The sequence below is a fragment of the Bifidobacterium sp. ESL0682 genome (genome assembly GCF_029392815.1).
Classification (GTDB): domain Bacteria; phylum Actinomycetota; class Actinomycetes; order Actinomycetales; family Bifidobacteriaceae; genus Bifidobacterium.
The window spans coordinates 1035738-1048228 of sequence record NZ_CP113942.1 but is presented as its reverse complement, the minus strand read 5'-3'; the positions used below and the strand labels follow the sequence as shown (position 1 = coordinate 1048228).

Here is a 12491-nt window from a genome sequence, read left to right as displayed (position 1 = left end):
TCGACCTGTATGATTCTGTTATCGGGCATGGTTCCCGCCTGTCTTCCAATCGGTTTTCTTTGTCAACGATTGAAAATCGTACACAGGCAAGGGGCCACGCCCCCTATCAAAGCCCAAAACCCAATTTGCGTAAACTACCGGACACTACCCCATCGTCGTTCGCTTAAGAAAACTCGAATCCAAGAAATCGATGTAAAGAAGTTCATTATCTCTCCGACCTTGACTCTATACTATTTGTCATGAATGTAGTATCCGCAGTGATACGAGTCGAACTGGTCAACGGCTCTAATATACTCACCGACTATATCCTTCCCGTCCTTGCAATCGCAATCTCTTTGGGTACTCTAATCTGGAGCATCTGGAACAATCAACGCGATAAGGCGAAAATTAAAATATCGACGGGAAGCGCAATATTTCTTACTGACGGCGCGCCTCCGATGATATCCATTACGGCAACGCAGGTCGGTCAAGCCGGACAGGCAAAAGTGACAGGCATAGGTTTCCTGGTGAAATCGACAGGACGACAAATCATACGTCCTAGCAGCCTATTCCCAGCTGACACTCCCTTGCCGAAAACACTCGAAGCCGGAGACCAAGCTGTTGCATTCTATGAGATTGCTGGCATCGCCGAAACCTGCAGCCGTTATGGCCTTGATCCAAAGAACCTACGACCATTCGTCCGAACAACTAGAAAACTGATCAAAGGCAAGATGTCAAAAGGCCTTACAGAGGATATCTGCAACATCATGAAGTGATTCAGAGGTGAACAATTAATAGCTGATGAAATCATATTTATCGTCAGCCATGTTACGCAAAGACATCGCATCCACAAGGCATGTAAATTCATATTGGGTGAAGATTAACTGTTCTTCTTTTTCCTTGGCCAATTGAGGACAAAAAGAAATACTAGAAAGAGCAGAATAACAAAAGCAACGACGGCATAGTCCCTTAATGTTGAAGCTGATGATTTCGTAGTTCCCCAGTGTGAGAACAAAGTGTCCCACAGCGAAAATAAAAGCTGAGCGACAGTCGCTATTGAGGCTAGATCAATCGCTAAAATACCAGCCTTGAGAGTCAAGGAATCGCTATCAGAAAAGGTCGCTGCAACATATTCTTGAGCTGCAGACAAATATTTATCAGATTCTTCCAACGAGGCAGAATCTTTCTCGTTGAAAAGTGGAGAGACTTTAAAACGACCGACCCGAGCTTTTTGACTTTCTATGTCAGCCTCGACATCGGGTCTAATTTTTCCCTGACAGGTTTTGACATAAAACCTCTCTGTTTCAGTATTGATGAGAATCGATAACTCTTTTGATACAGACATACCAGCAGGAACATGCCTCAGTTGCTTTGGCGAAGATAGAACAGAGGTTAGGACAGGACTGGAGTTTGTTTTCACTTTCTTCGAGAGCTTCTCGATTTCTTTAAAAGAACTTGAAAACGAATCCCGCCTCTTTCCGGCAATTGCAATATATCCCAAGCCTGTATTATCGATATATAACTCTGCAGAAAGCTGTTTGTTGGAGAAATGTTGGATGTGATTCAAATCCCGGGACTCGGTATTTTCCGATTCCGACCATCCCGATTTTTCTTGAAAAGACTTCAACACTTTTTTAAAAATTAAATCCGCCCCGGGAATAACACCCAAATCAAATACGTAAATAGACGTTTCGTCTTGATCTCCCATAATGCGGTCCTAACAAAAGCTGTTCGCCATTCATAATTCAATGACTGATGTATATACATCATTTACTATAAATAGTAAATGATAAGCAAATTCTAATATACCGATAATTTACGCGAACTTAGGTATGAGTTACAATCGTTCAAACCGACAACTGAAGTTTTAATCACTACTTATTGTATGGACCCATGAATCTCGAGCCGTCAAAGTGCATCAGATGATCTGGAGTATCAGCGCACCATGCCTCGGTCTCCCAAGCAAGAGCAGGAAGATATTGAAGTTTGGTTTTTAATTGAAAAAACAGGATATCAGCACAACTTTGCCTCATTCCTTGTAGAACAGTTTTCTAGTTCGACTTTTGGCGGCGTCTATGGAACCGTGAGCGCTTGCTACTAAAAGAAGAAGCATTTGGGTTTGCCATCTCATGTGTTGCAGTTCTGGCCTTCCTCCTTTCTTATATGACAATCATGATCGGGCAGCTGTAAAATCAAAACCATCTAATGGTGGTGCCACTTGCACACCACGGAACCGGAATCCTACGCACGACTCGTCGTACACGCTGTACCGACGAGCGGATAGAGGAGCTCTGTCTGCTCAGGCATGGAAGCACTCGCCCGAGGGCAGACTTACCATCACTAGGGCACCAGCATTGACAGGAACGAGTTTCACGCTCAATCAGATATCCAAACGCTACCGACTGTAGACACATTTTTGGCCTATAACCCGTGAGCATCGTGTCTGGAATCGAAAAGCCTGAAATTCCGATGTCTTAAAAACGTTGGAATTCCAGGATTTTCTCGTCGGGTCGGCGGGATTTGAACCCGCGACCCCTTGTTGCTGCTGGACGTTAAATGTCGAAAACTGTCAGAAACGATAATGACGATAAACGTTGCAATAAAGCCATTTCTCAAATCATGCAATAAAACGACAGAGACGATAGAATCGCTCTTTTACGGTTCCAATGTTGACTGGACATATTGTGATCAGGTAAACAGCGAACCTTTTTACTCATATAAAATTCCAAAACGAGTATGATTTTCATATGCGAAAAACTATTGGACATTGCCATGTTTGCGGTAAGTATGGGCCACTGACTTTCGAGCACATCCCGCCCCAATCGGCCGGGAATACCAATAAGACGAAAATATACCGTTCCGAGGATGCGATTTCCCGACTTAGACAAGGCAACGGTGAGGGTATCCACTACCAGCAATCGCAACGAGGAATGGGATACGATGCCCTCTGCAATTCATGCAATAGCTACTTCGGCCGCCACTATGTTCCGGAATTCTCACGTGTATTCAACCAGTTGAACACAATTGTGATCAATGAGCTCAAACCAGAATACCAGAGTCTGGCTATACAGATCCCGTCTTTTAGGCCACTGGCCTTTTGCAAGCAGATAATCTCCAACTTTTGCACCATCAACAAGGCAGGAGCCTTGTCTGATTGCAAGGACTACCTCCTCAATAAAGAAGAAAGAAATTTCCCAGAGCGTTACCGATTATACATGGCTATCATCGGCAAGGATTCCACAGCGACATCAATGGGCTGGTCACTAACCCTTGGGAACAGTGGGGAAATCCGCGCTTTGACCTATCTGTGCATGCCACCAATCACGTTGACACTCTATGACATGGATCGTTGCAGCGCCATGCCAGTTATCGCCGGAGATATGACATCGATATCCACCACAGCCTGGGATGAGATTTCTGACGTCACATTGACATTACCGGTGGAATCCGCCTCTAAATAAAAAGCGTTCTGCACCGGCATCAAAGCTAGTACAGTACGCTTTTGGTTGGATCTTTGGTCTTCACATTCTCGATCGACGGTCAGACTGTTCTGGTTTGGCATGCAGGACACTGATGCCGATACACGCACCCATGCAAGTCGCCGCAGAGGTGATAAGCAGGATCGTGAGGCCAGTGGACTGACAGACTTCATAAACCGATGGCAGCAACCAGCTTCGCGATGGCAGGCAAGATGGTGATGACAATTCATTTGAGGGATGTGGCCATGTAAGCATCGCACCATCCTACTGCGACGCATTCGCCACGGTTTTAAGATCGCTTGTAGACCCGTCGACCTAGCTAGTGGGCGTCGCCGGATTGCGCGTAGGCGTAGACGCCGGTCTTCTTTCCTGCCGAAGTCGCCCAATCGAGCTGGTGCTTCGCATCCGCGTTCAGCCCTGCGGGTGGTTCCGCTATTCGGTCAAGCCACACCCACGATGACGAAATCGCGGGGAACCTGCGCGGTATCGATGCTCATCACCGTCACCAACGCCACCAACATACGCCTCAGGTCATGCCGCACACGTTCCACCGAATGACGCGCGTAATAGACACCCAGCTTGTGATGCGGGCAAGCCTTGTTGAGGATAATCGTATTTTTCTTCTCCTTACTTTTGCATATGAAAATGCCATCACCGGAATGGCGACGGCAAAAACAAGAACGGGCATGGGAGAAACGCCTCATTACCGTTGCGGGGCATCGTGTTGTAGCCCCAGTCGTTGCAGTCGAGCCTGGCAGCGTTTGTCCTGCTCAAGTTGTTGGATTCTCACATGGCAGGCCCCGTTGAAGCCTCGTCTGACATATTCGCGTCCGACCTGTAGCTGATGCTCGTGCTGGTTGTGGTCTTGCGTGCGGGCGAACAGCTCGCTCGTGTGCCGGACTGCTCCAGTTTGTTGATCCGCCGGTTGTCGTTATCGAACTTGCCGTCCACCCTGTCGACTTTGGCCGCCAGGGGTCGGGTCACCCATCGGATCCGGCACGAGTACCTGCTGTCTGTCGGTAATCTGGTCAATCATGAAAATAGTCCTTTCAAACATTAGGGAGTAAAGGAAGAGCGATGGGCAAATCGAGGACAAAGAAAGCCTATGGAGAGCTGCGGCGCCAGCTTGATAACGACCATCAAAAAATTGTGGAGTTAGAGCGCAGGCTCAACGACATGGACGATGATGGCCATTCGCCCACTCCGGCCGGCTCCCATGGATTGGGATGGGACGGAATAGTGACTTTGACCCTCCTGATCATGGAGGTCGTTGCGATGGCAGGAATCATCATCTATCAGTTAGACAGCGGAACGCAGGTGCTGCAGATACTGAGAGTCTTGCTTGCGTTCTTTGTTTTTGGGGGAAATCTCATCGTGGTATTGGCCATGTTTTTCGGATCTGCTACCATCAAGGACAACGCGTCAAGAATATATTCGACGATAACCTTAGTCAACAGTGCACTGGTCATACTGTTGCTACTGCACTGATGATCAGACGATGGTGAAGTAGCACCAAGCGAGCATTTTGGGGTCGCTGGGGTCACCGTTCGGCCATGCCCTGCCGCCGCCATTCGCCCGTGGTGCGTTGCTTCCATAGCTCATCCAACGAGGAGTCGATCTCAAAGAAGCTTCTGCCCAGTGCAAAATGTCTTGTGACTGATAATGCGGCCATCTTGCTGGTCCTAGGGGCAGTACGTGGCAACTTATTCACTGGGATCCGCGATGCAGGAGGATGCCTCCTCCCCTGCTGATGCTCTGAGGTATCAAACGCACATAAGTGGTCTTCTTTTTGTTGGCGCCTGAGATGTTTCAGACGATACTCATGACGGCACTGTCATCGTAGCTTCACCAATCGGTGAGGACGCATCGACGGCGGAACGCCCGTAGAAGCGACGACCTGATTCGTGCCGACGACCATGGCCACAGTTGCCGCTGAAGCTGTCGCTGTTAGCGATTACGCCGAGGAATGCCAGAGAGTTACTTGCATTCGTAATCAAATGGCAATTCACGGAGTGTCATAAAAAGATATATAAAAGAAAATAGCCGAAATGGGAATATGAGATTCCAAAGGCTATGTTTCGAAACAGAATCCGCGGAAAATATGTTTGTCCCATAACCGACCTGAATGCTATCGCGCCTTTAATTGGGCGCAAAGACTCGTTGAAAGTCACAAGAAAGGCAAAAGAATCGCGAAAACATCTATACGAACAATGATTCAAACCATCAGAGCGAAATATCTATAGATGTCTGAGTAGCATTCACTCAGTCTTTTTGTATTGTTCCAGATTAATCGGCTGATGCGCTTTAGGTAACTCGATTCTGGCTTTAAACGGTTTGGATTCGTCCGCGTTGTTTACAGTGTGTGCAAGTGCGATGGTCGGCATGTCAGGTATCTGCCCCCAGTGCTTGGCCATGAGAGGCTCGCCAAGGAAGCCTATCTCCTCTCCATCGAGGTAGACGAATACAGTCGGATACCCTTTGTATTTGCCAGAACGGATTCGTCCTTTGACAGTAGTTACCCAGAACCAGGAGCCTCGAGGATATCTGCTCAGGACATCTTGGTGCTTCAAACATTCGCTGAGGTTCTCGCCGCCTCCTTGGGCTTGGAGCGGTTCTCCTTCTGGCTTGTCGTTGACAGGGGTCGTGTCGTTGCCGTTCGTATAGCGGGCCCGCATCACGTCGTTGGTCTTTGCCTCTCTCACTCGTCTGGCTTGTTGTTGTTCTTCCTCGGTCTCGGCTCGTGGCGTATCCATGGCACAGAGCTTTTCGTAGGCCTGCCATGTCTGGAGTGCGTCGGCGAGTGCACGGTGTTGTTCCGGTTCAGGAATGTGGAGACGGTTGAGGACGTCCTGCAGCGCATGATGCCTAGATTCGGGAAACATTTCCATGCTGAGTTCCATAGTGTCGCAGATCTGCTGCGGTTCTAGCCCTTGTATGCCCGCGATTGCCGCCTCCCTGTTGATGACGTCGATGTCGTAGCTGAGGTTGTGGCCAATGAGGGGAAGAGTGCGTATGGCGTCAAGAATCTGCGGGAGCACCTGATCCGGGGTAGGCTGGTTTTCGAGCATGTCCAGTGTGATGTGATTGACGGCTTCGGCTCCAGGGTCGCTGGGTGTGTGCGGGTTGACAAGCTGGGTGAGAGTCGCCATGATTCGGTAATCCCGGTCAATGAGAACAATGCCGATGTCGAGAAGACGCGAAGTTCCGCCGAAGCCTGTGGTCTCTGTATCGATGACGGCGCAGACAGCGGTTCGTGCAGCTACGGTAAATTTCTTGTCGAGGTTGTAATGGCTGAAACTGTGGAGTGCCGTACTCGTTGTTTTAATGACCTTGGTACGTCCGTCCATAGAACTCAAATCAGGCTTTTGTGACTTTACAGCGTGAGGGTTGGTCTTCGGCGTCATGTCAGCTTCAGTTTGGACCGTTTCATGTTTCGCTAGCTTAGACTGCGCAATTACCTGCTGCGAATGGGACATCGTCCTATTGGGTTGACGCAATTTGGAGAAGTGCCAGAAGACCCAGCCGACAAGACCTACGGGAAGGACGAGAATGAAAATTCCGACCAGAAACGTACCAAAGTCCTTGCCTATCCATGTAAATGATATGATGCAGAGCATAGCGGCCACCATCCAGCAGACTATAGCCAGTACTCTTGAAATGGTCTTAAGAATTCTAATAGGCATCGGCTGCCGCTCTGCGTGTCTAGACATGTCCCTAACTATAACGAATAGACAGGATACGGACAGCTGCATACCGTAAATACGTAGAAAACGAACATGACAGATCAAAAATGCGATTCAGCATAAGGAAGCCCAACCCAAACGAACGTATGTGACAACCAGGATTGGCAAGACGTTCACGTTGCGGGTGCAGATAAGGATTCGGAGGAGAAGAGAGCGTGCCCGTGTCAATCAGACGTAGCAAGCGACGGGCACGACAGACTGATTCTCGGTGTCCAAGAATGGATATGCGAAATTGGCCGCCATACCCGGTTCCCAAGCTCGCAGACATGGATGACGAGAGTATACGCATCCACTTATTTAAGTTCGCCATACGGAGCGCGACCATCACGCTGGACACGTATGCGAGGCTGTGGCCGGAGCGTCTGGATGAGGTGGCGGACGCCGTTGGAAGGGCTCGGGAAACAGAATTATCCGAAACCGACTGATGCGTCCCTGGTAACGCAGGGATAGTGGGTTGCGTATGCAATCGTTACTAATCGTTACCGGAACGGGTTTCGTCCGAAAACAAGAAACCGCCGGAACCTAACGATTCCAGCGGTTTTCAGTCGGGTCGGCGGGATTTGAACCCGCGACCCCTTGACCCCCAGTCAAGTGCGCTACCAAACTGCGCTACGACCCGAACAGTGCAAAGCACCGGAAGAAAAGTTTAGCACAAGAGCGACATGGGCACTACTATCGGCGTGGCGCAGTCGGACAAAAACCTTGTATTGCTATACATAAGGACTCCGAAACCGAATTAGTAGAGGCTAATTCAACTGATCTTTTACCGATTAAAGAGTAAGGAATGTTGGCAGCTAAGCCCGGTTAAAACCCCGAATCGATAAACGGCTTCTCAAGCAAATGAAAATAAAGAAATGGGTCGTAAGGCTAAATAGCAAACTCACGACCCACGTATTCAACTTATTATGACTTTACTTCTTCTTCGCCTTGCGCTCGCGGATGTGCACCGAGATCTGAATCGGGGTGCCTTCGAAGCCGAACTCCTCACGCAGCTGACGCTCGATGTAGCGGCGATAGCCGTGCTCGAGGAAGCCAGTGGCGAAGATGACGAAACGCGGTGGACGCGTCGAGGCCTGCGTCGCAAACAGGATGCGAGGCTGTTTGCCGCCACGCAACGGGTGCGGATGAGCAGACTGGATACGGCCGAGGAACGAGTTGAGCTTGCCAGTGGGTATGCGCTTGTCCCATGATTCCAGTGCCGTGTTCATCGCCGTCAGCAGACGATTGGTGTGCCAGCCGGTCTTGGCAGAGAGGTTGACGCGCTGGGCCCAAGTGACCTGGTCGAATTCGGTCTGCCACAGGCGCTCGAGCCGCTGGCGGTCGAAATCGTCCATCAAGTCCCACTTGTTGAACACCAGTACGATGGCGCGTCCGGCATCCACAGCCTGGCTCATGACCTTGAGATCCTGGTCGGAAATCGGCTGCGAAGCGTCGAACAGAACCAGCGCAAGCTCAGAACGTTCGATGGCCGCCTGCGTGCGCAGTGACGAATAGTATTCGGCACCGGAGAGCTTATGCAAACGACGTTTGATACCGGCAGTATCGATAAAAAGCCAGTCCTCGTCGCCAATACTGATGATCTCATCAACAGGATCGCGCGTAGTGCCGGCCAAATCGTTGACCACACTGCGCTCTTCGTGCGCCAGCTCGTTAAGCAGCGAAGACTTGCCCACGTTCGGCTTGCCGATCAATGCAACGCGACGCAGATTGGTCGGAGTCAGGAAACCGGAGGTTTTCTTGGCCTTTTTCAGCGTATCCACGGCCACGTCGAGCAGATCGCCCACTCCCCTGCCGTGCATTGCGGAAATACCGTACGGCTCGCCCAATCCGAGCTTCCAGAAATCAGCGGTTAGGTATTCGTTGGCACCGTCGTCGACCTTGTTGACGGCCAATACGACGGGTTTGCCGCTTTCGCGGAGCATCTTAACGATGCGCTCATCGGTAGAGGTAATGCCAACCTGTCCGTCAACCACCACAATCACAGCATCCGAGAGTCCCACGGCCACTTGAGCTTGCGAGGCGATGGCGGATTCAATGCCCTCAACGTCGGCTTCCCAACCACCGGTGTCGACCAGTTTGAAATCGGTTCCGGCCCATTCTGCGTCGTAGCTGACACGGTCTCGCGTCACGCCTGGAGTATCTTCGACAACGGCGGCACGACGGCCGAGAATACGGTTGACCAGTGTCGATTTGCCGACATTCGGCCGCCCGACCACGGCGAGCACGCCGACGGCCTTCTGTTTGGCAGTATTGTCGCTATCTACCGTTTCTCCGGAAAGCAGCGCCTCGTCTTCCTCGTCTAGATCATAACCTTCGAGATTCGCTGCGTACTGCTTGTATGACTGCTCTTCAGCAGCGGCATCGACCAGTTCGACGAGCTTGTCAAGCGTCTCTTCGAATGTGAGATCGGAGTTATCGACGGTTGTTACACCGTCTGCTGCCTCAAGGAAGCTAGTGGCCTTGGAATCGGCCTTGTCACGGGCAATGACGTTGTCAGCGCCCACACCCGCTCCCGCAGCAGACTGACCGGTACGTCGCGCCTGGCGAACTTCCGGCCGCGCAGTCAGAAGCACTCGTACTTCTGCGTTCGGAGTGACAACAGTGGTGATGTCGCGTCCTTCGGCAACGATTCCTGCACCTTTCGAGAATGAATCGACAGATGCTTCGCGATCGATATAGGCCCGTTGCGCTGCGATGAGCAGATGGCGAACCGGCACGATATTCGAGACTTTCGATACATGGGACGAGACATTCGAATCACGAATCGCCTCGCTGATGTCTTCACCGTCAACCAGAACCTTTGGGTCGTCCGGGTCGACGCCGATATCAAAATGGTCGCCGGTGAACAGGTCCCCCACCATTTCGGTGATGGCCTGCTCATCTACGGTATCAGCGTCCAGATTGGCGCCTTGCTTGAGGCACCACCAGGCGGCGGCACGATACATGGCACCGGTGTCGAGGTAGGCATAGCCGAAATACTTGGCCAACGCCTTTGATGTCGAGGATTTGCCCACGCCTGCGGGCCCGTCAATGGCTACACGGATCACAGACCCACCTCCTTGGCCAGCGAACGAACTTCCGTCTGCGAAAGCACGCGATAGGAACCAGGCTTCAAGTCACCGAGCTTGATGGGCCCGATTTGCGTACGCACAAGCCTGCGCACGGGGAAGCCGACCGCTCCGAAGATACGACGGACGATGCGGTTCTTGCCCGAGTGCAGCACGACCTTGACGATGGTCTGGTCACGAGAGGAATCGATGATGGCGCAATGGTCGAGGCGAATAAGCCCGTCATCAAGATTGACGCCCTGGGTCACCAATCGACGGCAGATATTACCGCTGATTCGTCCATCTAGCGTGGCGATATACGTTTTTTTGACCTCGTAGCGCGGGTGCATCACATGTTGGCTCAGCTCGCCGTCGTTGGTCATCAAAATGAGGCCTTCGGTTTCGTAGTCAAGACGACCCATGTGGAAGATGCGCTCGTATTTGTCGCCCACGATGTCCCGGAGCGTATAGCGCCCTTTCGGATCGTCCATGGTCGAAAGCACCTTCTTGGGCTTGTTCAGCGCCAAGGTGATGTGCTTGTTGTTGAGGCGGATTCTCGACCCGTCGACACGAATCTCCTGACTGGAGGGATCGACACGCGTGCCGAGTTCGGTGACCAGTTCCCCGTCGACCTCTACACGGCCTTCGGTGATGATCTCCTCACATTTGCGCCTCGAGCCGAAACCGGCCTGTGCCAGAAGCTTTTGAAGGCGAATTCCCTCATCATAATTTTCTTGATGTGCCTTCTCGGCACGTGAATATGCGTGTGGCATCGTTCTCCCAACGTGGCCTTGCGGGAACGGCTTGAAACCGGCCCGTCGCGTACTATTTCAATCTGCTGGCTTCCGACTTTTCGTCGTAAAGTCATCAATCAAGATAATTATACAGTACTTACTAGCCCTTTGCTATTATGTTGGCTTGTATGGCGTTAATCGTCGACGTGTCAATAAAAGGAACGGTAAATGACGCAACAACAAGCACAACACACCGGTCAAAAAGGTGCGAAAGGTATATCATTCTCGGCTATCGGCGGCGAATTCGTCGGTAGTTTTCTGATTTTTCTGGCTATCTATCTGGTTTCGGCTTTGAGCCCGTCGCTTTACGGCCCGAGCGCATTGCTGGTCGCTGCGGCCACCGGTTTGGCCTATGCCGCCATGATTTTCATCTTCGGCAAGTTCTCCGGCGGCCAGTTCAACCCGGCAGTGAGCCTTGCAGCCATGCTTCTTGGCAAGACTAAGGTATTCAGCGGAATCTGCTATATCATTGCGCAGGTTCTCGGCGGAATCGCAGCCGGCGCCGTTACCACGCTTGTTCTGCCGACTTCCAAGGCCGCTCCGGCCAAGATGTGGCTCTCCAATGCAGTCAATGGCTATGACAAGGGATCCATTTCCTCGTCCCAGCTGCAGCAGGCCGGTGTCAATTTCGGCATTCTTTTCGCAGTCATCGTTGAAGTCGCTGCATCGATTATCATCGTGGCTGCCTCGGTATATTCCATCGGTGAGGATGGCAAGTCCACTTCGCACTCCCCTGTGATTATGGGTGCTGTGTATGCTCTCGGAGTGATGTTCACTTATCCGATTACCGGTTCTGCTCTGAATCCTGCACGTTCCACTGGTATCGCGATTTTCGCCAACAATGCTGGTCTTGCCGTCAAGCCGTTGAGTCAGCTGCTGATCTTCTGGATTTGCCCGATTCTCGCTGCCGCCGTTGTCGCCATCGTCATCTTCATTTCACAGATGTTTTCCAGCAAGGAACCTGCACAAGTGACCGAAGAAAATGCTTTTGCAGATGAATCTGAAAATTCTCAGTCTGATTATTCTGAGAATGCAGAAGAAACGCAGCTTTCGGAAAAAGCTGCTGATGACGCTGAGAAGAACGAAACCTTCAACAGTTTCGACATCAAGCCAGATGAGGACTGAAACTAATCTGGACTCTGCTAGATAGCATCAAATCAGAAGTTGGATGCTGAAATAAACAACCAGCAATCCGATTCCCAAGGCGATACCTATGAAGGTATCGAAACCTACTGATCGGATTTTCCAAGGACTACGGTCTTTGAGAATCAAACGGATCAGGCTCGTGATGATGGCCGTCGCAGCGAATATCGCTGTGGCGGCCATTGTGTATCCCAATGCAGCCAATATGGCTGAAATGACTACAACGATGAGCACGCCCCATTCGAAGACGGGTTTACCTTCGTGAGCTTCTGAAACATAGGGGTGCTTGTCGGCCATCATCTTTCC

14 protein-coding genes and 1 tRNA gene are annotated in these 12491 nt (G+C 51.0%); 4 read left to right on the top strand and 11 right to left on the bottom strand.

The genetic code is table 11. The features are described from left to right. Nucleotides 1-239: 239 nt before the first annotated feature. Nucleotides 240-755, top strand: coding sequence for a hypothetical protein (locus tag OZX57_RS04465; protein ID WP_277161511.1), 516 nt, complete (start codon nucleotides 240-242; stop codon nucleotides 753-755). 104 nt (nucleotides 756-859) lie between these two features. On the opposite strand, the gene OZX57_RS04460 is transcribed toward OZX57_RS04465, so the two are convergent. Beyond that, entirely contained in the window at nucleotides 860-1687 is an 828-nt protein-coding gene (locus OZX57_RS04460) for a hypothetical protein (RefSeq protein WP_277162876.1), read from the bottom strand. A gap of 166 nt (nucleotides 1688-1853) precedes the next feature. Continuing rightward, on the bottom strand, nucleotides 1854-2012 hold the full coding sequence (locus OZX57_RS04455; RefSeq protein WP_277162875.1) for a BsuBI/PstI family type II restriction endonuclease: 159 nt from the start codon (nucleotides 2010-2012) through the stop codon (nucleotides 1854-1856). A gap of 897 nt (nucleotides 2013-2909) precedes the next feature. Between OZX57_RS04455 and OZX57_RS04450 the strand changes: the two genes are divergently transcribed. Further along, entirely contained in the window at nucleotides 2910-3440 is a 531-nt protein-coding gene (locus OZX57_RS04450; protein ID WP_277162874.1) for a hypothetical protein, read from the top strand. 337 nt (nucleotides 3441-3777) lie between these two features. Here OZX57_RS04450 and OZX57_RS04445 read toward each other — a convergent pair whose 3' ends face one another. From OZX57_RS04445 to OZX57_RS04435, 3 genes are all read right to left on the bottom strand, one after another. Next, the gene (locus OZX57_RS04445; protein WP_277162873.1) at nucleotides 3778-3909 is read right to left on the bottom strand and encodes a hypothetical protein; all 132 of its coding nucleotides are present in this window, start codon (nucleotides 3907-3909) and stop codon (nucleotides 3778-3780) included. Then, nucleotides 3899-4162 (bottom strand): hypothetical protein, encoded by a 264-nt coding sequence (locus tag OZX57_RS04440; protein WP_277162872.1) that lies wholly within the window; start codon nucleotides 4160-4162, stop codon nucleotides 3899-3901. The genes OZX57_RS04445 and OZX57_RS04440 overlap by 11 nt, the downstream gene beginning before the upstream one ends. A gap of 82 nt (nucleotides 4163-4244) precedes the next feature. Then, a complete protein-coding gene (locus OZX57_RS04435; protein WP_277162871.1) occupies nucleotides 4245-4442 on the bottom strand; it encodes a hypothetical protein in 198 nt (65 codons plus the stop codon). A gap of 93 nt (nucleotides 4443-4535) precedes the next feature. Between OZX57_RS04435 and OZX57_RS04430 the strand changes: the two genes are divergently transcribed. After that, nucleotides 4536-4946 (top strand): hypothetical protein, encoded by a 411-nt coding sequence (locus tag OZX57_RS04430; RefSeq protein WP_277162870.1) that lies wholly within the window; start codon nucleotides 4536-4538, stop codon nucleotides 4944-4946. A 3-nt stretch (nucleotides 4947-4949) separates the two neighbouring features. Here OZX57_RS04430 and OZX57_RS04425 read toward each other — a convergent pair whose 3' ends face one another. The 5 genes from OZX57_RS04425 to OZX57_RS04405 form a co-directional block, all read right to left on the bottom strand. After that, nucleotides 4950-5081, bottom strand: a complete 132-nt coding sequence (locus tag OZX57_RS04425; protein ID WP_277162869.1) for a hypothetical protein — start codon at nucleotides 5079-5081, stop codon at nucleotides 4950-4952. Between the two features lie 635 nt (nucleotides 5082-5716). Continuing rightward, nucleotides 5717-6862, bottom strand: a complete 1146-nt coding sequence (locus OZX57_RS04420; protein WP_277162868.1) for a 3'-5' exonuclease — start codon at nucleotides 6860-6862, stop codon at nucleotides 5717-5719. Nucleotides 6863-7746: 884 nt separating this feature from the next. Further along, a tRNA-Pro gene (locus OZX57_RS04415) sits at nucleotides 7747-7820 on the bottom strand. A gap of 292 nt (nucleotides 7821-8112) precedes the next feature. After that, nucleotides 8113-10248 carry a bifunctional cytidylate kinase/GTPase Der gene (gene der / locus OZX57_RS04410; protein ID WP_277162867.1) on the bottom strand — a complete coding sequence of 712 codons (2136 nt, stop codon included), beginning with the start codon at nucleotides 10246-10248 and terminating at the stop codon, nucleotides 8113-8115. Then, the gene (locus OZX57_RS04405; protein WP_277162866.1) at nucleotides 10245-11021 is read right to left on the bottom strand and encodes a pseudouridine synthase; all 777 of its coding nucleotides are present in this window, start codon (nucleotides 11019-11021) and stop codon (nucleotides 10245-10247) included. The genes der and OZX57_RS04405 overlap by 4 nt, the downstream gene beginning before the upstream one ends. 189 nt (nucleotides 11022-11210) lie before the next feature. On the opposite strand from OZX57_RS04405, the gene OZX57_RS04400 reads away from it, so the two are divergent. Beyond that, complete coding sequence (locus tag OZX57_RS04400; RefSeq protein ID WP_277162865.1) at nucleotides 11211-12167, top strand: aquaporin; 957 nt, start codon at nucleotides 11211-11213, stop codon at nucleotides 12165-12167. A 27-nt stretch (nucleotides 12168-12194) separates the two neighbouring features. On the opposite strand, the gene OZX57_RS04395 is transcribed toward OZX57_RS04400, so the two are convergent. Further along, entirely contained in the window at nucleotides 12195-12482 is a 288-nt protein-coding gene (locus OZX57_RS04395; protein WP_277162936.1) for a DUF3017 domain-containing protein, read from the bottom strand. Nucleotides 12483-12491: the final 9 nt, after the last annotated feature.